At 48.5% G+C, this 20,625-nt stretch carries 20 protein-coding genes and 1 pseudogene; 16 read left to right on the top strand and 5 right to left on the bottom strand.

The genetic code is table 11. The features are described 5' to 3' along the window. Window position 1: 1 nt before the first annotated feature. From DXA97_RS12145 to DXA97_RS12125, 5 genes are all read left to right on the top strand, one after another. On the top strand, window positions 2–712 hold the full coding sequence (locus DXA97_RS12145; protein ID WP_117698252.1) for a LytTR family DNA-binding domain-containing protein: 711 nt from the start codon (window positions 2–4) through the stop codon (window positions 710–712). Beyond that, on the top strand, window positions 709–1,992 hold the full coding sequence (locus DXA97_RS12140; RefSeq protein WP_118720343.1) for an ATP-binding protein: 1,284 nt from the start codon (window positions 709–711) through the stop codon (window positions 1,990–1,992). The genes DXA97_RS12145 and DXA97_RS12140 overlap by 4 nt, the downstream gene beginning before the upstream one ends. Before the next feature lie 155 nt (window positions 1,993–2,147). After that, window positions 2,148–2,813, top strand: a complete 666-nt coding sequence (locus DXA97_RS12135; protein WP_002576200.1) for an ABC transporter ATP-binding protein — start codon at window positions 2,148–2,150, stop codon at window positions 2,811–2,813. A 12-nt stretch (window positions 2,814–2,825) separates the two neighbouring features. Then, window positions 2,826–5,387, top strand: a complete 2,562-nt coding sequence (locus tag DXA97_RS12130; protein ID WP_118720341.1) for an ABC transporter permease — start codon at window positions 2,826–2,828, stop codon at window positions 5,385–5,387. A 284-nt stretch (window positions 5,388–5,671) separates the two neighbouring features. Continuing rightward, window positions 5,672–6,223 (top strand): coproporphyrinogen III oxidase, encoded by a 552-nt coding sequence (locus DXA97_RS12125; RefSeq protein ID WP_227108925.1) that lies wholly within the window; start codon window positions 5,672–5,674, stop codon window positions 6,221–6,223. Window positions 6,224–6,276: 53 nt separating this feature from the next. On the opposite strand, the gene DXA97_RS12120 is transcribed toward DXA97_RS12125, so the two are convergent. Beyond that, window positions 6,277–6,633, bottom strand: a complete 357-nt coding sequence (locus DXA97_RS12120) for a helix-turn-helix domain-containing protein (protein WP_009003386.1) — start codon at window positions 6,631–6,633, stop codon at window positions 6,277–6,279. Window positions 6,634–6,783: 150 nt separating this feature from the next. On the opposite strand from DXA97_RS12120, the gene DXA97_RS12115 reads away from it, so the two are divergent. Next, window positions 6,784–7,302 carry a nitroreductase family protein gene (locus DXA97_RS12115; RefSeq protein ID WP_002576196.1) on the top strand — a complete coding sequence of 173 codons (519 nt, stop codon included), beginning with the start codon at window positions 6,784–6,786 and terminating at the stop codon, window positions 7,300–7,302. Between the two features lie 46 nt (window positions 7,303–7,348). Here the strand turns inward: DXA97_RS12115 and DXA97_RS12110 are convergent, their stop codons facing one another. Then, entirely contained in the window at window positions 7,349–7,666 is a 318-nt protein-coding gene (locus DXA97_RS12110) for a metalloregulator ArsR/SmtB family transcription factor (RefSeq protein WP_002576195.1), read from the bottom strand. Between the two features lie 83 nt (window positions 7,667–7,749). Here DXA97_RS12110 and DXA97_RS12105 point away from each other — a divergent pair, with 83 nt between their 5' ends. Beyond that, window positions 7,750–8,115 carry a metalloregulator ArsR/SmtB family transcription factor gene (locus tag DXA97_RS12105; protein WP_002576194.1) on the top strand — a complete coding sequence of 122 codons (366 nt, stop codon included), beginning with the start codon at window positions 7,750–7,752 and terminating at the stop codon, window positions 8,113–8,115. A gap of 47 nt (window positions 8,116–8,162) precedes the next feature. On the opposite strand, the gene DXA97_RS12100 is transcribed toward DXA97_RS12105, so the two are convergent. Then, window positions 8,163–10,043 (bottom strand): heavy metal translocating P-type ATPase, encoded by a 1,881-nt coding sequence (locus DXA97_RS12100; protein WP_118207867.1) that lies wholly within the window; start codon window positions 10,041–10,043, stop codon window positions 8,163–8,165. Window positions 10,044–10,144: 101 nt separating this feature from the next. Then, window positions 10,145–10,363 (bottom strand): cation transporter, encoded by a 219-nt coding sequence (locus DXA97_RS12095; protein WP_002576192.1) that lies wholly within the window; start codon window positions 10,361–10,363, stop codon window positions 10,145–10,147. Window positions 10,364–10,404: 41 nt separating this feature from the next. Here DXA97_RS12095 and DXA97_RS12090 point away from each other — a divergent pair, with 41 nt between their 5' ends. From DXA97_RS12090 to DXA97_RS12055, 8 genes and pseudogenes are all read left to right on the top strand, one after another. Continuing rightward, window positions 10,405–10,695: a hypothetical protein gene (locus DXA97_RS12090; RefSeq protein ID WP_147355567.1), complete on the top strand. Its 291-nt coding sequence runs from the start codon at window positions 10,405–10,407 to the stop codon at window positions 10,693–10,695. A 58-nt stretch (window positions 10,696–10,753) separates the two neighbouring features. Beyond that, window positions 10,754–13,332 (top strand): annotated as a pseudogene (locus tag DXA97_RS12085) (heavy metal translocating P-type ATPase). 10 nt (window positions 13,333–13,342) lie between these two features. Further along, window positions 13,343–13,606: a metal-sensing transcriptional repressor gene (locus DXA97_RS12080; protein WP_044912385.1), complete on the top strand. Its 264-nt coding sequence runs from the start codon at window positions 13,343–13,345 to the stop codon at window positions 13,604–13,606. Between the two features lie 207 nt (window positions 13,607–13,813). Beyond that, window positions 13,814–15,187 carry an MATE family efflux transporter gene (locus tag DXA97_RS12075; protein WP_002576190.1) on the top strand — a complete coding sequence of 458 codons (1,374 nt, stop codon included), beginning with the start codon at window positions 13,814–13,816 and terminating at the stop codon, window positions 15,185–15,187. A gap of 13 nt (window positions 15,188–15,200) precedes the next feature. Then, a complete protein-coding gene (locus DXA97_RS12070; RefSeq protein ID WP_002576189.1) occupies window positions 15,201–15,416 on the top strand; it encodes a FeoA domain-containing protein in 216 nt (71 codons plus the stop codon). A gap of 6 nt (window positions 15,417–15,422) precedes the next feature. Continuing rightward, window positions 15,423–17,462 (top strand): ferrous iron transport protein B, encoded by a 2,040-nt coding sequence (gene feoB, locus DXA97_RS12065; protein WP_005342311.1) that lies wholly within the window; start codon window positions 15,423–15,425, stop codon window positions 17,460–17,462. Between the two features lie 140 nt (window positions 17,463–17,602). Then, the gene (locus DXA97_RS12060) at window positions 17,603–17,746 is read left to right on the top strand and encodes a FeoB-associated Cys-rich membrane protein (protein WP_118720337.1); all 144 of its coding nucleotides are present in this window, start codon (window positions 17,603–17,605) and stop codon (window positions 17,744–17,746) included. Window positions 17,747–17,949: 203 nt separating this feature from the next. Next, window positions 17,950–18,921, top strand: coding sequence for an AraC family transcriptional regulator (locus tag DXA97_RS12055; protein ID WP_009003391.1), 972 nt, complete (start codon window positions 17,950–17,952; stop codon window positions 18,919–18,921). Between the two features lie 79 nt (window positions 18,922–19,000). Here the strand turns inward: DXA97_RS12055 and DXA97_RS12050 are convergent, their stop codons facing one another. Next, a complete protein-coding gene (locus tag DXA97_RS12050) occupies window positions 19,001–19,369 on the bottom strand; it encodes a helix-turn-helix transcriptional regulator (protein WP_002576186.1) in 369 nt (122 codons plus the stop codon). 574 nt (window positions 19,370–19,943) lie between these two features. On the opposite strand from DXA97_RS12050, the gene DXA97_RS12045 reads away from it, so the two are divergent. Beyond that, entirely contained in the window at window positions 19,944–20,363 is a 420-nt protein-coding gene (locus tag DXA97_RS12045) for a sigma factor-like helix-turn-helix DNA-binding protein (RefSeq protein WP_347561591.1), read from the top strand. The last annotated feature ends 262 nt before the right edge of the window (window positions 20,364–20,625 follow it).

The raw sequence follows: 20,625 nt of genomic DNA, 5'->3' as shown, positions 1-20,625 counted from the left end.
AGTGCTGCATATAGCAATTTGTGATGATGAAAAAGACTTTGTTCAGTATTTGACCGACTTACTGAACCAATACAGCAAGGAAACAGGCCGGAACATAAAGATTACCCCGTACTATGACGGTATGGAGCTGATCGAGAAATACGATCCAACCATAGACCTGATTTTCCTTGATATTCAAATGAAGATGGTAGACGGACTTCATGCTGCCGAGCGCATCCGGCAGATGAACGAAACCGTGGGTATTATTTTCCTGACTACTCTTACACAGTATGGGCTTGAGGGATATAAATACCATGCGACGAACTACATCATTAAGCCCATGAAATATGCCCGGCTCAAATCAGAAATGGACAAATTCGTGGAGCGCAGCCAGAAAGAAGATATCCCTTCTCTGGTGATTACCAATGATACCGGCAAATATAAGGTGCCGCTGAAATCCATTCGATACGTTGAAACCTATAACCGCAATCTGATGTTCCATACCGAGCAGGAAAATATTATCTGCTATAAGAGCATGAAAGAGGTGGAACGGGAACTTTGCGACAAAGACTTTGTGCGCTGCCATACCAGCTATATTGTCAATCTGTTCTATGTGAAAGGCATCAAGAAGCTGGATATTGAATTGATTACAGGTGAGGTCATTCCCATCAGCCAGCCCAAACGGAAAGAATTTATGGAACGGCTGACGGACTATTGGGGGGATTTCTTATGATGCGCTTTTTTGAAATCCTCTCTTTTCTATTGGCATGGGGATATACAGCGGTTTTCTTTCTTATTCTGAAATCCTTTCTTCCTCTCCGCAAAAATGTGGTGCTGAAAGTTATAGCGTTTCTGGTTTGTGGCTATTTGGCTGATTCTATTATCTATTCCAATGATGCCGGAAGTCTGTTCGGTACGATGTTGTTGTTTTTTCTCTATGTTCTGCTGTTTTATCGCGGGACATTCATGGAGAAATTATCGGTCATACTTGTTTTTTATCCGGCACTCATTGCCATTAACTACTTAATGCTTGACACCGGGGGCCGATTATTCAAAATCGTAACCCAAGCAAGTTATGAGGAGGCTTTACAATCCTCAACACTCATGCTCACCAGTACAGCCATTCATACGGTGTCCCTTTTGCTGCGGTTACTGTTCTGGATCGGTGCATGGTTGGTTTTGCGGAGGTTTTTGGAAAAAATTCCGTCCCATCTGAACATAAAGACATGGCTGATTATTGATATGCTGATTCTTGCCTCATTTGTGGCAATCTTCACAATTATCTACTTTATGCCTGAAAATACTGTGATTGTTTATCCCATCTGTGGGGCTTCTATTTTTTCCAGTTTCAGTTGTATGTATCTGGCAGCCTATATCTATGATTCCATGCAGACAGCATACCGAGTACAGCAGATGGAAACACAGCGGGATTATTACAAGGAGCGCATTGTCGAAGAAGAACGTGTCCGTTCCATCTACCACGACCTGAAAAACCACCTGCTTGTCATGGAAAGCAGGCAGAATACAGCAGAAACCCGGCAGATGGCCGAAACGCTCCGCTCTCAAATTGCAGACTATGAGGACTATGTGCATACAGGAAACGAGTTTCTTGACATCATTCTAAAGGATAAGGCAGCAAAAGCCCGCGAAAAGCAGATTGATTTCTCGGCTTTGGTTAATTTCAAGGGTATGGACTTCATAGAGCCGTTGGACATCAGCACCATCTTCAGCAATGCCATCGACAACGCTATGGAGGCCAGCGAACGGTTGCCGGAAGATCAACGATTGGTTACTGTCAAGGCCGAGCGTGTTCGGGATATGCTGATTATCACGGTGGAAAACAACACCTTACCGGGGACACGGCCAGCCGAGGGAACCACAAAGAAAGATCGTTTCGTACATGGCTTTGGTATTCCCAATATTAAAAAAGCCGTTGAAAAATACGACGGACAGTGCAGTTTCCATCAGGGGGATGGAACTTACCTGCTGAAAATCCTGATCCCGATTCCTTAACAGATTGACGCCGCTTCTTCACGAAGCGGCGTTTCTTTTTTGTGCAGACTTAGTTTTTTCATTGTAGATGTTAGTTTACGCATTTTCCATTGTGCCTTTCTTTTGCCCGGATATAATGAAAAAAAAACACAAAAAGCAAAGAGAGGTTATAGAATATGAGTATTTTAAGCACCAAACAACTGACAAAGCAATACGGCACCGAGCCGAATATTGTTAAGGCGCTGGACGGCGTGAGCATTTCCATTGAGCCGGGCGAGTTTGTTGCCATCATCGGCACATCCGGCAGCGGCAAGTCAACCCTGCTGAATATGCTGGGGGGATTAGACCGCCCCACTTCCGGCTCTGTCAGAGTAGATAATTACGAGCTGGGCAAGCTGAAAGACGAGGACTTGACTGTGTTCCGCCGCCAGCGGATCGGTTTTATCTTTCAGAACTACAATCTGGTTCCCGTCTTGAATGTGTATGAAAATATCGTTATGCCCATCCAGCTTGACGGGAAAAAGCCGGATCAGAAATTTATCAAAGAGATCGTGGCTTTGCTGGGGCTGGAAAAGAAGCTCTACAATATGCCCAACACTCTTTCCGGCGGCCAGCAGCAGCGCGTTGCCATTGCAAGAGCTTTAGCCAGCAAACCGGCAATCATCCTTGCCGACGAGCCGACCGGCAATCTGGACAGCAAGACCAGTGATGAAGTGATCGAGCTTTTGAAAGTCACCAGCCAGAAATTTCATCAGACCATTGTAATGATTACCCATAACCCGGAAATTGCAGCGCAGGCAGATCGTACCATTCATATCGAAGATGGACGGATTGCAGAGTAAGGCGGTGATACCATGAAAAGACAAAAATCAATGATACGCATATTGACAAACCGCAGTTTCAAGGCAAACAAAACGCGCAATCTGGTTGCCATCTTTGCCATTGTTCTGACAACGGTAATGTTTACATCTCTGTTTGTCCTGTCACAGAGCATGGTTGAAAACCTGCGGAACATGAATTTTCAGCAGGCCGGATATAACAGCCATTTGAGTTCCGGCATCATGACGGACGCGGATGTGGAGAAGATCACCACCCATGAAGCTGTCCGGGACTTTGGCAAAAGCATTGTGGTTGGAATTGCTGAAAACAAGGAATTGACCGGGCGGCAGGTAGAAATCCGCTATGGGGATGAAAACTATGCCCGTTCCAGCTTTTCCTATCCCACCGAGGGAACTATGCCGGTGCAGGAAAATGAGATTGCTTTGGACACTATTACCCTTGATAAAATGGGGCTGCCTTATGAATTGGGGCAGGAAATCACCCTGCAATGGCGTAAGGACTTAAACGGGGAAGAAATCACCACCAGCACCTTTACCCTCTCCGGCTATTGGGATGGAAATTCTGCTGCTATGGCAAGTATGGCATGGGTTTCCGAAGCCTTTGTTCAAAGCCAGTGTGCAAGTATCGACCAAGTGGAACAGTTGGCAAACGGGCAGGTATTAGGAACGGTGATGCTCCATATCGACCTATACAGCGACAGCAATTTGGAAGATGTGGCGGAACAGATTTTAGCCGACACCGGCCTGTCCAATGTGTCCCTTTCTCCCAATGCTGCTTATGATTCCACAATGAACCAGAATATCAACCGTGAAGTTCTGCCGATGGCAATTTGCATGGTTCTGGTATTTGCAAGCGGTTATCTGATTATCTATAACATCTTTCAGATCTCTGTTGCCAGTGACATCCGCTTTTATGGCCGACTGAAAACTTTGGGGACAACCAAAAGACAGTTAAAGAAGATGATTTACGGGCAGGCCAACCGCCTGTCGCTGATTGGTATTCCTATCGGGCTTGTGATCGGGTATCTGCTGGGGGCCGTGCTGGTTCCGGTCATGATAACCGGGACAACGGGAGAAGCCAAAACAGCGGTCAATCCCTATATCTTCATCGGCTCTGCGCTGTTTGCTTATTTGACGGTTCTGATCTCCTGCATGAAGCCTGCGAAAATCGCCGGTAAGGTTTCCCCAATGGAAGCTCTGCGTTACACCGACGCCGGAACGAATAGCAAACGGAAAACAAAGAAAAGCACCGGCGGCGCAAGCATCCCGAAGATGGCTCTGGCTAACTTAGGCCGGAACAAAAAGCGCACCATTACGGTAATCTGCTCCCTGACGCTGGGGCTTGTGCTGCTTTCATGTGTCTATGCGAAAAATGCCAGCTTTGATATTGATAAGTACATGAGCCAGACAGTTATCAGTGATTTTGAGGTAGAGGACAGTTCGATTTCTTCCACCTTTGGCACCTACAATCCCTACGGCACCACCATTTCCCCGGAGCTGGTACAGAACATTGAGGGACTTTCCGGGCTGGAAGCAACAGGGCGTTTGTATTCGCAGGTATTTACGCATAAAATCGGGGCGTCTGCTCTTGAAAATATCCAGACCTACTATAACGCTGATGACCGGCTGACCTATATTGAAGCAACGGATGCAGGGCTGGCAGAAGCCTATCACGACATGATCGACAGCGGCGAATGTACTTCCATTCTATACGGCATTGACGGCCTGATTCTGGACACCTTTGCACAGGACGGCAGGATATTGGATGGCACCTTTGACAAAGAGAAATTCTTGTCCGGGGGCTATGTAGTGATGGAAGCGGCTACCGGTGCAGAGGACAGTGAGAAAGAAACACAGCCGACTTATTCTGTTGGTGATACGGTAGAGTTGAACGGTCAGCAATACGAGGTTATGGCGATTGTGGCGGATATTCCCACCATTACCGAGGGCGTAAACAGCAGCACACAAGATTTCCTTTCTTTCTATCTTCCTGCCGATACATTCCGGGCTATGTACCCGGATAACACTCTGCGGAAGCTGTTCTTTGATGTAGCCGAGGAATACCAGCCGCAGGCGGAAGAAATGCTGATCCAATATCAACAAGACGTGGACAAGAGCCTGAATTATACTGCGAAATCCACTTTGATTGAGCATTATCAGGAACAGACACGGGCGAACACTGTGATGGGCTTTGCAATCAGCCTTATCATTGCTTTTGTGGGTATTCTGAATTTCGTCAATTCGATGGTAACAGCGATTGTTTCCCGCCAGAAAGAATTTGCCATGATCCAGAGCATCGGCATGACAAAACGGCAGCTCCGGCGTATGCTGATCGACGAGGGCTTGTATTACGCGGGAAGCACTTTGCTGGCAGCTTATGTATTAGGCACTGTGGCAGTAGCTGTTGGTGTCCGTATGATGGTGGCCGGTGACTGGACGGCAACATTCCACTTTACACTATTGCCGCTGGTAATCTGTACGCCGATTTTGATTGCGTTTGCAATCGTTATTCCCTATATCTGCTTTAAGAATTTGGAGAAGCAAAGTATCGTGGAAAGACTGCGGGCAACTGATTGATGTGTTCTAACATACGGCCAGTGTCGGTTACACTGGCCGTATGAAAAAGGGACCTAAAATGAAAGAGTACACGCTAATTATCAAGGGAGGAATGGATTTTATCATCTTATCTCCGCAGGTGCTTTCTTCCCTGATTACTCAAATTCATAACAGCCCGGAGCGAAAAGTTGTGGTAAGTATTGAGAGCATCATGCCACCAAAGTTTACCGACTATCTGCTTCGGGTAATCAATAGCAACCGCTTTAGCAATGAACGGTTCCGCTACCGTTGTACGAAGCGGCTGCATGGCAAAAGATGCGGACATGATCTTGTCGGAGTTCATATTGCTGGGGATCGGCGGCAAGGAGCTGTCTGAAGAAAATGCTGCTCAAACAGCAAAGGCGTTGAACATCATCCAGCCTGATTTTATCCGTGTCCACGCCACGGGTATTAAGCTAGAGTCCAAGCTGGGCGAGTTTGTCAGGGATGGCTCGTTTACTCTGCAATCGGAGGAAGAAATCGTTATAGAGCAAAAGTTATTCTTGCAGCAGCTACATGAGATGGACAGTTACTATGTGAATGAACACATCGTCAATCTGCTTCTGGAGGTCAGGGGAAATCTGCGAACAGAGAAACAGGAAATGCTCTCTACGATTGACCGCTTTCTGACCCTGCCACCGGATGAAAGGCTTTTGTTTACTGTCGGCAGGCGGCTCAATATCTTCTTCCGCTTGGACGATCTGAAAAAGCCGAAGCTGCATCAAAAGGCCGGGGAAAGCCTGCAACAGATTTTAAGTAAGAATCCCCATGTTGACTTTGCCGCGCTGTGCAATTACGTCCGGCAGTCACAAATTTAGAGCAGAAAATATAAGCTGGGCATAGCCGTTTTTCGTCAGCTATGCCCAGCCTTTTATTTGCGACTTTGACAGCATGGCGGCTGAACATCCAGGCCGTCCAGATAGTTGTTTCCCCACTGGCACATTGCATCCAGAATAGGAACAATACTCTGTCCAAATGGGGTAAGAGAATATACCGTCTTGGGCGGCTTTTCTGGAATCACTTCACGATGAATCATGCCGTTGTTTTCCAGATCATGAAGCTGCTGCGAAAGCATCTTCGGCGTGGCGTTTGAAATCAGCCGCTGTAACTCCATATAGTGTAATGGATGGTCAATCAGATGCCAGAGGATCAACGGCTTATACTTGCCGCCGATCAAAGACAGGGTTGCCTCAACTGGGCAGTTGAATTGATTTTTTTCACATTTCATAAAATGGCTCTCCTTTCCCGCAAGGTGCTATCTTTTTGGGAAGTATCTTCCGAAAAAGTGCATTCTTGCGGTTTTGTGTTCTAGTGCTACAATTAGGTCAATGGTTGATTTGATATGCTCAAAATAAAAATACTGAAAGGACTATATATTATGGATTTTATCACGATTGCAAAGCAGCGTATGTCGGTACGCGATTACAAGGAAACGAAGGTAGAACCTGAGAAGCTGGAGCAGATTCTGGAGGCTGCTCATGTGGCCCCGACCGCTGCCAACCTTCAGCCGATTCGCCTGATTGCCGTTCAGAGCGAGGAAGGTCTTGCGAAGATCAGTAAAGCGGCCAATATCTACGGTGCGCCCCTGGCTATTATTGTTTGCGCCGATCACGATAAGGCGTGGGTACGGCCTTTCGATCAGAAGCAGACCGGTGACATTGACGCCTCCATCCTGACCGACCACATGATGCTCCAGGCCACAGAGCTGGGCCTTGGAACGGTGTGGGTATGCTACTTCAAGCCCGATGTTCTGCGCAAGGAATTTGACCTTCCGGCCAACCTGGAGCCGGTCAACATTCTGGTTGTCGGCTATTCCGATGAAGGAACCGGCGACCCCAATCGCTTCAATAAGCAGCGCATCCCGATGAGCCAGCTGGTTTCCTACGAAACGCTGTAATTGAATACCCGCGCAGCCCCTGCAAAACAGCACAGGGGCTGCGTTTTTATCTTTCTGAAATATGAGCGTAGGTTTCTTCAAGAATCCACCGGATATGTTCGTCCTGCAAGGAATAAATCACGTTTTTCCCGGCCTTGCGTGATTGCACTAACCGGACAATCCAAAGCGCACGAAGCTGGTGGGATATGGCCGATTCTGTGACCTCCATCTTTTGTGCCAGTTCGCTGACGCAAGAATCTTTCTGCATCAGATACCAAAGTATCCGCATCCGTGTGTAATCGCCCATCGCTTTGTGAAGCTCGGTTAATTGTTCCAATTCGCCAGGGCTTGGAGCGGAAAAAGTTTTTTTCTCTGTTTCGTTCATGTATTTTTCTCCAATCTATAATGAAGCTGTTTGACAGACAAGAATTATGTCAGTATCATAGTCACAGGAAGGAGCTGATTTTTATGCCGCATTACAATCTACCCCATAACCACGGACAGAATATTGAAAAAGTCTTAAATAAGATGCCCTCTGCGGAAGGGTTTAAGGATATATCATTTTTATTTCAGCAGCTTGGCGATCCGACCCGGCTGCGGATTCTGTGGCTGCTGTGCCATTGTGAAGAATGTGTATGCAATCTCGCGGCGGCTGTGGATATGAGCGCCCCTGCTGTGTCACATCATCTGCGGATATTAAAAAAGAGCGGGATCATTTCAAGCCGCAGGGACGGAAAAGAAGTCTATTATTCGCTGTCGGACACGCCGCAGGCAAAGCTCCTGCATCATGCCATAGATGCGTTGTTTGAAGTATCATGCCCGACTGAACAATAAGGAAATGCGCCGCAGCGTGTGAAAGTTGCGGCGCATTTCTATTGCGCTTAACCCTGATTTGTGCTGCCCGCTGGCATATCCGGCAGCTTGACCCGCATGGCGCGGATGGCATTGAGAATCGCAATAATGGAAACGCCTACATCCGCGAACACCGCCGCCCACATATTTGCATAGCCTAGCGCACCTAAAATCAGAACCAGGAATTTCACGCCCAGGGCAAACACAATATTCTGATTTGCGATGCGGATCGTCTTACGGGCGATCTTCATAACAGCGGCAATTTTGGACGGTTCATCCGTCATAAGAACCACGTCAGCAGCTTCAATGGCCGCATCGGAACCCAAGCCGCCCATAGCAATACCGACATCGGCCCGCGCCAGTACGGGAGCGTCATTGATACCATCCCCAACAAAGGCCAACATACCTTTTTCGCTTTTCTGCTTCAGCAGGCTTTCCACGCGGTCAACCTTATCAGCGGGCAGCAGTTCAGTATAAACCTGATCCAGATGAAGCTGCCCTGCGACTTTCTTTCCAACGGCATCTGCATCGCCGGTCAGCATGACCGTTTTGCGGATACCGGCAGATTTCAGCAGCTTGATTGCGGCTGGAGCATCGGCCTTGATCTCGTCCTCAATGATGATACATCCAGCGTATTTCCCGTCACAGGCCAGATAGACCACGGTGCCGACAGCTGAGGATGGCGTGTACTTAATATGCGCTTTCTCCATCAGCTTGGTGTTTCCGGCCAGAATCGTTTTCCCGTCAATCACGGCCTGCACGCCGTGACCGGCAATTTCCTGGACATCGGAAACTCGGCTGTTGTCGATTTTCTGTCCATAGGCGTTTTTAATAGAAAGAGAAATCGGGTGGTTGGAGTAGTCCTCAGCGTATGCGGCCAGCTCCAAAAGCTGCGCTTCCTTCATGCCGACAGGGTGGATCTCGCTGACCGCAAAGGAGCCTTTTGTCAGTGTGCCGGTCTTATCAAAGACCACGACCTCGGTATTTGCCAGAGCCTCCAGATAGTTGCTGCCCTTTACCAGAACGCCGATCTTGGACGCGCCGCCGATGCCTCCGAAGAAACTAAGCGGAATGGAGATGACCAGCGCACAGGGGCAGGAAATCACCAGGAAGGTCAAGGCCCGGTAAATCCAGGTGCTGAATGGCTGCTGGGTAATCAGCGGCGGCAGGATTGCCAGCGCCAGAGCAGCAAATACCACTACCGGGGTATAATACCTGGCAAAGCGTGTGATGAAATTCTCAATACGGCCCTTCTTATCGCTTGCGTTTTCCACAAGGTCAAGGATTTTGGCTACGGTGGATTCCCCAAATTCTTTTGTGGTCTGAATGTTCAGGATGCCGGTCTGGTTGATACAGCCGCTGATGACCTCCATTCCCGGCTCCACCTCGCGGGGCATGGATTCTCCGGTCAGGGCCGAAGTGTCCAGGGTGGAGAAGCCTTTGAGAATCGTACCGTCCAGCGGGATGCGCTCTCCCGGTTTCACAACAATGGTTTCTCCGATCTGAACCTCGTCCGGGTCAACCTGAACCAGTTTTCCGTCCCTTTCGATGTTAGCATAGTCCGGGCGAATGTCCATCAGGCTTGCGATAGATTTTCTGGACTTGGACACCGCATAGGACTGGAACCATTCGCCCACCTGGTAAAACAGCATAACGGCGACACCCTCGGAATGTTCGCCCAAAATGAGTGCGCCGATGGTGGCAATCGTCATCAGGAAATTTTCGTCAAACACCTGTCCATGCAGGATGTTCGTGATTGCCTTCCAGACAATATCCCAGCCGACAACCACATAGCAGACGAGAAAGACCGCCATCTCCGCCAATTCAGGGAGATGGAGCAAGCTGCCTGCAAGAAACAGCACCGCCGCCACGATAATGCGTGTGAGCAAGTGCCTTTGTTTTCGTGTCATAGTGTATTCTCCTTTCGTTGCAGCATAAAGCGTGTCACGCTTTTTCTGTCTATTGATGAAAAACACCGGCTACCTTGTGGCAGCCGGTGTCCAGCTTTTCATTACGCCTTAACAGTCACATCCGGCTCGATCTGCTTAATCAGCGTCTTTGCTTCGGCCAGAACAGCGTCAAACTGATCGTCCGGCGCTTCCAGAACCATCTTCTGACCCAGGAAGTTGACGGATACGCTGGTCACACCATCAATCTTCTTCACGGCGTTCTGGATTTTGTCAGCACAATGGCCGCAGTCCAGGTCAAGCAGTTTAATGGTCTTTTTCATTGAGAAAGCCCCCTTTCATTTTGGTATTTGGTTGGCTTGATATGGCTGAACAATTAAAAGATTGTTTAATCGTTCATGCTGCCAGTATATTCACGAAAACCCTCAAAGTCAATGGATTTGGGAGCGGTTCTGCCCTTTGGATTGGAGAACCTGCCGATTGGATTTGCAGCAAAAAACCTCATTTCTCTTTGGATAAAAAAAGCTCCACTTTGGAGCAGACAAAGGAGAAGCAGGATAAGTATAATGAAAAACGGTCAAAGACCTTGTGCGTAAACTTTATGTTCGGGGCTTTAGCATCTTTCCCCCAAGATGCCAAACGCCCCTTTTCATAACGGTATTTAGTTCCTACGGGGGAGGGGTACTCGCACAAATCTTTATAAGAAAGAAGGGATGATTTTGCAAAAGGAGCAATTTGACATTACGGGTATGACTTGCTCGGCCTGCTCTACCAGAGTGGAAAAGAGCGTGGCAAAGCTACCTGGCATCAAAGAAGTGTCCGTCAACCTGTTAAAAAACAGCATGGTTGCTTCTTATGATGAATCCGTTTTGGATACGGCGGGAATCGTCCAGGCCGTTGAAAAGGCCGGTTATGGCGCGATTCCCAAAGCCTCCGCACAAAACAAGAGCCGCACGACCACACCGGCAGCAAAACCGGAGGTCAGTACGGCGCAGGTAGAATACAAGCAGATGAAACAGCGGCTGCTGCTTTCTGCCCTTTTTACGATCCCACTGTTTTATATTTCTATGGGTCACATGATGGGGTGGCCGCTCCCCAGCTCCTTGCTGGGGATGGAAAATGCAATCAGCTTTGCATTTACCCAATTCCTGCTGCTGATCCCGGTGGTGTTCATCAACTTCAAATATTACCGGATGGGCTTCAAGACCCTGTTCCACGGCTCGCCTAACATGGATTCGCTGATTGCGATAGGCTCCAGCGCCGCAATCGTTTATGGCATTTACGCCATTTACAAAATCGGCATCGGATTCGGTCATGGGGATATGGCTACGGTTCACAGCTTTATGATGGATTTGTATTTTGAATCCGCAGGCATGATTCTGACCCTTATCACCTTGGGCAAAACCCTGGAGGCCCGCGCAAAGGGTAAGACTTCGGATGCAATTACAAAGCTGATGAATCTGGCTCCCAAAACAGCTACCGTGGAGCGGGATGGAAAAGAGCTTCAGGTGCCTGTGGAAGAAGTGCAGTTGGGCGAAACCCTGATTGTCAAGGCCGGTGAGTCTGTGCCGGTGGATGGTATTGTCATCGAGGGCTTTTCCTCCGTTGATGAATCTGCCTGACCGGCGAGAGCATCCCCGTGGAGAAGCATATTGGGGACAAAGTGATCGGCGCGACCACAAGTAAGTCCGGCTATTTCAAGATGCAGGCCACCAAGGTGGGCGATGATACCACGCTGGCACAGATCGTCCGTCTGGTGGATGAAGCGACCAGCTCCAAGGCCCCTATTGCGAAACTGGCTGATAAGGTCAGCGGCGTGTTTGTTCCGGTGGTTATCAGCATCGCGCTGATTGCAGTCATTGTCTGGCTGCTGTTGGGATATGGCTTTGAATTTGCCCTATCTATCGGCATTTCTGTCCTGGTCATTTCCTGTCCCTGTGCGCTGGGCCTTGCAACGCCTACGGCCATTATGGTCGGAACCGGCAAGGGCGCAAGCAACGGTATCCTGATTAAATCGGCGGAGGCCCTGGAAACGGCCCATAACATTGATACGGTTGTGCTGGATAAGACCGGCACGATTACCCAGGGTACGCCCGTGGTGACAAATATGCTCTGCAAAGAGGGTGTTCCACAAAAGGAGATGCTGCAAATCGCTGCTTCGCTGGAAAAGCTGTCCGAGCATCCGCTGGCGGACGCGATTGTGGCAGAGGCCGAAAAAGCACAACTTTCCTTCCTCCCGGTGGATGATTTCAAGCAGATTCCCGGTCAGGGCCTTGTGGGTCAGATCGGAAACGAAACGTGCCTTGCCGGAAACCGCCGACTGATGGTGGCAAATGGCATCAATGGCGGCGCACTCCTTCAGTTGGGCGAGGAAATGGCGGTTGACGGGAAAACACCTCTGTTCTTTGCCCGTGGCGGTCAGCTTATTGGTGTCATTGCCGTGGCGGATGTAGTTAAGCCCACCAGCAAGCAGGCCATAGCGGAATTGACCGGCATGGGCATTGAGGTGGTCATGCTGACCGGCGACAATGCAAAGACCGCAGAAGCGATTCGGCGTCAGGTCGGCGTGGATCGTGTTGTGGCAGAGGTATTCCCCCAGGACAAGGAGAAGGAAATCCGTCGTTTGCAGAGCGTCGGTAAGAAGGTGGCGATGGTCGGTGACGGTATCAACGATGCTCCGGCCCTTGCCAGAGCGGATGTTGGTATCGCTATCGGGGCCGGAACGGATGTGGCGATTGAGTCAGCGGACATTGTTTTGATGAAAAGCGATCTGCTGGATGTGTCCACGGCAATCCAGCTTAGTAAGGCGGTTATCCGCAACATCAAGCAAAATCTGTTCTGGGCGTTTATCTACAACATCATCGGTATTCCGGTGGCGGCAGGCGTATTCTATCTTCCCTTTGCATGGAAGCTGAACCCCATGATCGGCGCTTTTGCTATGAGTTTCAGTTCGGTATTCGTGGTGTCCAATGCCCTGCGTCTGCGGTGGTTCAAGGCGAAGCATCAGGCCAATACAGAACGGGATTCAGTCCCTATGTATGAACAAACAACGATTAAACAAGAACGAAAAGGAGCAATTCACATGGAAAAAGTATTGAACATCGAAGGAATGGTTTGCGGAATGTGTGTAAAACACGTTGATAAGGCGCTGCGGGACATCCAGGGCATCAAGGATGTGGATGTTTCCCTGGAGAGTAAGTCGGCCCAGGTGCAGCTTGACCAGGATGTGCCGGATGCTGTGCTGAAAGCTGCTATCGAGGACGCTGGCTATCAGCTCGTCAGTATCCAGTAACGGGCCGTTTATGAAGGCCAAGAAAGGCGATATTGTTCACAAGCTAAAAATCGCCAGAGGACAGTTAGACGGTATCCTGCAAATGGTTGAGGAAAATCGCTATTGCGTGGATATTTCCAATCAGCTTCTTGCTACGCAGGCGTTATTAAAAAGCGCCAATCAGCAGATTTTGCAAGCCCATATACGAAGCTGCGTCCGGGATGCCCTGCAAACGGACGCTGTAAATCCAAAACTGGAAGAAGCCCTGAAACTACTGGAAAAAATGATACAGTAACAACGGGAGCGGAAAGGGCCTTATGTCCTTTCCGCTCCTAAATTCGTTTCAGATTGGATTGTAAATCCTGCGGTTGGGAGCGTACAAAGAAGCCCGGATTTTATATACTTTAAGTGGTTAGTTAGATATGGCTAATCCAGCAAGGCACGTCACTGGCGCGCTTTGCTGGATACCTCGAAATTAAAATAGACCAGGAGGAATAGAGTGATGAAACAGGCACTTGACACAAGAACAAAGCTCTTAACAAAAAGCCCCTGGCCGCTGATGATTGAACTTAGCATCCCTGCGGTTCTTGGCATGGTGGTCGTTGGGCTTTATAACATGATGGATTCCATCTTTGTCGGCCAGATGGTTGGTGACGTGCAGATGGGAGCCATATCGGTATCCTATCCTTTAACCCTTATCAATGCCGGTTCAGCGGCAATGCTGGGCGTGGGTTCTGCATCGGTACTGTCCCGCGCTATCGGTAAGAAGGACGAGAACACAATTAAGAAGATCATGGGCAACTTGGTTGCGATGGTTCTTCTGTTGTCCGTCATCTACACTGTTGTGGGTATGGTTTTCACCCGCCAGCTTCTGTCCCTGACCGGAGCCAGCGATAACATTCTGAATTACGCTGAGAAATATCTGCGGATCGTATTCGCCGGTTCTCTGTTCGTAAACTTCTTCCAGAGCGCCAACATGGTCATCCGTGGAGAAGGCCAGCTCAAAAGGGCAATGACCATTATTGCCAGTGGCGCTATTTTGAACATTATCCTTGACCCCATTTTTATCAGCATCCTCAACCCCTACGGCATGGGCATTGAAGCGGCTGCTTATGCAACGATTTTTTCCCAGTTTGTCCAGGCTGCGATTACCCTGTGGTATTTCAAGAAGAAAAGCCCCCATGTGAAGATCGGGCGTATCCGCATTGATGGTGAGCTGCTTCCCCAGGTTCTTTCTGTCGGCATCTCTGCTCTGTTAATGCAGATTCTGACCCTGGTGCAGCAGACAGTGATTTATCGTGTGGCATCGAACTATGGCGGTGAAACCTCCCAGCTCCTTTTAGCGGCGGCGCTCCGGTTCTGGAATTTCTCTTTTGTACCTCTATGGGGTATCAGCCAGGGATTCCAGCCTGCCGCCGGTACAAACTACGGTGCGAAAGACTATGACCGGGTAAAGACGCTGACCAGAGTTTTCATTATCGCCGCAACGCTGCTGTCGCTGGTGTTCTATATCCCCGCCGAGCTGTTCCCAGAAAAGATTTTGTCCATGTTCCTGACAACGCCGGGTATCGCCGCATCAGGTTCGACAAACTTCCGTATCATGTTCAGCACCTATATCCTGCAAGGCAGCTTTATGATCGCCGTGACCCTGTTTCAGTCTTTGGGTAAAGCGAAAAAGGCCACCTGGCTTGTGCTGTTCCGTCAGATTATTCTCTTTATCCCGCTTTGTGTGGTTCTGCCAATGATCGGCGGCATGGGTATTCGCGGCGTGTGGCTGGCGATTGCGCTGACCGATGCGATTCTGGTGGCTATTATCGCGTTCATGGTGGCTTATGAGTTCCGCAAACTGCCTGCGACTTCTTCCGTAAATCGGTGAGGAGGGAGCGTTCATGTATCTTTGCGATGGAAAAATAGGAAATGAATATAAAGTTGAGGATATTGATCTGCCTGTCAATATAGAAAAGCGTTTGGAGGCCCTTGGGATGACCCGTGGAACCTCTATCGCTGTTCTGAACAGCAAAAGTCGGGGTGTCCTGATTGTGAAAGTCAGGGGAACACGCTTTGCACTTGGGCGCAATATCACAAAGAATATTTTAGTGGGGTAAATTCCGATGAGAGAAAATTTGACTATCGGCTTCATCGGAAATCCGAACTGCGGAAAGACAACACTTTTCAATGCTTACACCGGTGCAAATCTGAAAGTGGCAAACTGGCCAGGTGTAACCGTTGAGAAAGTAGAGGGTGCCATTAAAGACCATGATCTGAATATTCGACTGGTCGATCTTCCTGGCACTTACAGCCTGACCTCCTACACAATGGAAGAACAGGTATCCAGACAGTTTATACTAAGCGATGAAGTCGATGTGATTATTGATGTTGCGGACGCTTCCGCTCTGGAGCGAAACCTATACTTAACTTTGCAGCTTTTGGAGCTGGGCAAGCCGGTTGTGCTGGCGCTGAACATGATGGACATTGTGGAAAAGCGCGGCATGGAGATTGACACACACAGACTGCCGGAAATGCTGGGCATCCCGGTCATTCCAGTTTCAGCCAGAAAACGGACAGGACTGGATGTGCTGCTTCATGCAGCCGCGCACCATAAAGACTGTAAAGATCCGGAGTGTCTGATTCATCATCATAAATATACTCCAAAACACCGGCACGACCACCATTCAGAATACGCAATGGTTTACAGTGATGCTATTGAGGACAAGATTGATCTTATCATGGCAGAGCTGAAGCGGAAATATCCGAACCTGTCCAATTACCGCTGGCACGCCATTAAGCTGCTGGAGCAGGATAAGGAAATCTCTGCACGTTATCCGGTCAATATGCCGGATGTGATCGACCGGAACTATGAATCCGACATTATCAATGAGAAGTATGATTTTATTGAGGAAATCATCAGGGAGGTTCTGGTCAATAAGGATCGTCAAGACGCTTTGACGGAAAAGGCAGACCGTGTATTGACGCATAAGTTTTGGAGCATCCCGATTTTCCTCGTTGTCATGGCGGCGGTGTTCTTCCTGACCTTTACCATTGGCGATTGGCTGAAAGGATTCCTAGAATTAGGAATTGAAAGCCTGTCGGCATTGATAAGCGATGGACTGATTGCTGTCGGGGTCAATGAAGTGCTGCGCTCCCTGTTGGTAGACGGCATCATCGCCGGTGTGGGCGGTATCCTGACTTTCCTGCCGAACATTTTCATTCTGTTTCTGGCATTGGCTTTTCTGGAGGACAGCGGATATATGGCCCGTGTTGCGTATGTCATGGAAGGGATTATGAGCAAGCTGGGACTTTCCGGACGGGCATTTATCCCCATGATTTTGGGATTTGGTTGCACTGTTCCGGCAATCATGGCTTCACGGTCTTTGGAAAACCGGCGTGACCGTTTTAAGGTCATGTTGATTACGCCCTTTATGAGTTGCAGCGCCCGTCTGCCAATCTACATCTTGTTTGCCGAGATGTTCTTTCAGGAACGCGCCATGCTCGTGGCCTATTCCATGTACCTGATCGGCCTGGTGGTCGCTATCCTGGTAGCGGCGATCATCCATTTGATTGACCGGAGAAAATCGGAAAATTATCTGCTGATTGAGCTGCCGGAATATAAGGCCCCCAGCGCCAGAACTGTGGCAATCTATGTATGGGAAAAGGTAAAGGACTACCTTACCAAAGCAGGTACTACCATCTTTGTAGCATCTATCCTCATGTGGGTGATCCTGAACTTTGGGCCGCATGGCTATACTACGGAAATGGCAGACAGCTTCGGGTCTATCCTGGGCCATTGGCTTGTACCGATCTTTGCACCGATTGGACTGGGATTCTGGCAGATAGCGGTTGCTCTGATTGCTGGCATCTCTGCAAAAGAGGTTGTGGTGTCCAGTTGTGCCGTTCTGTTTGGGATTCCCAATATCAACTCCGGCGCGGGAATGGATACATTGGTCGGCATCCTGGGTGCAGCCGGTTTTGGACAGCTCAATGCGTTTTGCCTGATGATTTTCTGCCTGCTTTACGTTCCCTGTGCAGCGGCCCTAGCTACAATTCGCAAGGAATCCGGCAGTACAAGGTGGATGCTGTTCTCGGCCCTGTTCCAGTTGGTTGTGGCCTGGGCTGTTACTTTTGTGGTTTATCGTGTTGGACTTTTGCTGTGAGGTATGAATATGACGTTTGGAAAAGTGCTTCGTTCAGCGGCCATTTTATCAGTGGTCGCATTTGGACTTTGGATTTTGAAAAGAGGATCGGAGACCCAAAGCTAATAAGTTGTGAGTTTCCAGTCAGAAAGGAGTTTTAGATGCTTGTTACTGGTATAATCCTTATCGGGATTGTTTTCTATGCAATATGGGCTGTGCGAAAAATCCATAAGAACCGCAAAAATGGTTCTTGTTGTAGCGGCAGTTGTTCCGGTTGTGTAGGAAAGGAATGTTGCAGCAAATAAAATCCCGCATATAGCCGATGTTTTCCGTTTTGGAGGGCATCGGCTTTTTCGTATATTTGCACATTCGGCAGGGCTGCACTATAATAGAATTTGCTTTCTGATTGGATTGCACATCCTGCCGATTGGAGTGGTATAAAATGAGAAAAAACTATATAATAAAAGACGCCAGGAGAATCCTGGCAGAACAAATACGAGATAACGGAATGAATACTATGAACAAAAACCCTATCACCAATGCTACGGGGTTATCTGCGATTATTCCAAAAGATAATGACGGATATTGCACCGTCTATAAAATGGACTGTGAGGATGGCCTGGGGCTTATGACAGTCTATCAGGTTTATCCCGGTATCCAGCTTATTTACAATGATTTTGAAGCAACGAGTTGTTATTGGGACGGAACCATTGATAAGAATGTGCTGGAGATCAATCATTGCCGGGAAGGGCGTGAAGGGAGCGTATTGCAAAGCGGTTCCTGCCTGTACCTCGGAGAAGGGGATCTTTCCATTCATACAATGGATAACTGTGCTTCTGAAATGGCCTTTCCTTTGAGACATTATCGCGGAATCTCAGTAGTGCTTGATCTGGAGCTGGTTTCTCAAAATCCGCCTGGAATCCTCGCCGAGAGCGGTATTGGTATTGCAGATTTCAAAAACAAATTTTGTGCCGATGGCGCATGCTTTGTCATGCGGGCCAAGGATGAGATTGAGCATATCTTTTCTGAACTGTATTCCGTACCGGATCGCCTGCAAAAGCCATACTTCATGCTGAAGGTGCAGGAGCTTCTCTTATTCTTGTGTATGGTGGATGTAAATAAAGAAAAGCAGCGAGAGTTATATACTTCTCCCCAGGTGGAGATTGTACGGGACATTCACAAGCGGCTTATCTCCAACTTGCAGGAACGGCCAACGATTGAGGAACTTTCCAAAGAGTATCTTATCAATACGGCAACCTTAAAGGATACGTTCAAGGGAGTTTATGGACAGCCCATTGGAACCTATATGAAAGTGTACCGCATGAAACAGGCCGCTGCTCTGCTTCGCCAGACACAGGCAACCATAGCAGAAATTGCCAGCCAGGTTGGATATGAGAATCAGAGTAAATTTGCAACAGCATTTCGAGATGTCATGAAGATTGCACCGGCTGAATACCGGAAACAAAATAGTGGCGATTGATTGGGCTAGGAAAATTTACGTCTACTGCCGGAGGCAAAATAAAACCAGCAGAAACAAATTGCATTTTGCCCTGCTGGTTTTATTCATAATTTTGCGGATCGGAGGATTTGTAACGTCGGCTGATAAACTGCTCCGCCATACAATCCAGTGTTTTCAAGATAATCTGCCGCTCATCCTCGGTACAGGCCAGAAACTTTCCCATGAAATGCTGTACTTGCTTTTCCTGTTCCGAAGCGTCAGGATAAAACAGCTCATTAGCAGAAATGCCTAATCGCTTGATAAAGGATGCCAGTACATCGTAAGACGGATTTTTCCTGCCCTTTTCAATGTCCTGGAGATGACGAAGCCCTCTGCCGGTTTGATCCGCAAGCTCCTGTTGGGTCAGTCCACATTCTTCTCTTGCATCTCTGAGGCACTGTCCCAAATACACAAATACATCTTCCGGCATGATTGTTCACCTCTATTACATTCTATCGTGCGTAAGAGGAAGTTACCATAACCCAATCACGCGTATTGATATGTGTTTATCATGCACCTTTGAAAGATAAAATATACATAAAAGCTGACGGGAGGCCAATAAAAAAAACGGCCTTTCACGGCAGGGCATATTTCCATTACCGCCCGTGACTGCCGTTTGAGGAGTCTACGATGGGCGGTTATTTATTTCAGCAGAATTATGGTTTTCAGGTAGGTGATTACCTAAAAAAATCAATGACCTACCAAAGAGAAATTATACACACGGACACGCGCAATCAAGCGTAAATAATCCGCACAATCGTACAACATATTATACAAAATGCGTCAGACAGCTATTAAGGCCGTCTGACGTTTTTCTTTGTCGATTTTACGGGAATTTTCCCGAACATCCCCGGTGTCGCTCTCCGCCATAGCCATTTCGGTTGCCCTTTGTCCCTAACAACTGAAATGGAGGAAATTATGACCAAGATCAATCTGCGGGAGCAGTATCCCGATTTTTATAAGACCGATTACATTATTGAGGTCCTGATGAAGTAGCCGCTGTTATGAAAGAGCATGACCGCCTGGAGGCCGCATACCGCCGCCGTACATATTACCACAAGGCGCATTATTCTCTGGATCGCGGAGACGGAATTGAGTATGATGCCCTTTTCGTTTCCATGACCCCTTGTGAGCTGTATGAGCGCAAAGTGACGATGGAGCAGCTTCACGCTGCGATTGCCGCTCTGCCGGACAAGCAGGCCAAGCGCATCTATGCTTACTACTTCCTGGGACTGACAGAATCAGCGATTGCCAAGAGCGAAGGAGTCAGCGTTGCATCGGTCAGCGAATCTATACAGCGCGGCCTCGGAACATGGAGACTTTCCTTAAAAATCGTCTGTAACGCCCCTGAAAGAAAGGCTCAAAGCCTCACGGTTATTAGAAGGACACGCTATCCTCGTGACCTCAAGATCTTTGAAAACTGAATAGACAGCACAACAGGTACATAACTCATGTACGAGCGAATGTGAAACGCCGCGAAGATGGAGCAGTCAGGGAGGTGATGAAAGAACTGCTTCGGAGCGATCTACGATTTCATAAAACGGATTGTGGCAGATCTGGCGCGATGACTGCATGGGGGCTTAAAGATACTTCCTCACGGCCCGCCAAAGACTTGGGGGGAACCCTGTGGCACACGATACGAACGATGCTGCGGAGTTATGACAGCCGCGCCAGCGGAGACCTGTT

The organism is Clostridium sp. OF09-36 (assembly GCF_003481985.1).
Lineage (GTDB): Bacteria > Bacillota > Clostridia > Lachnospirales > Lachnospiraceae > Brotaphodocola.
The sequence above is the reverse complement of the archived record's forward strand: the minus strand, read 5'-3'. Positions and strand labels throughout refer to the sequence as shown.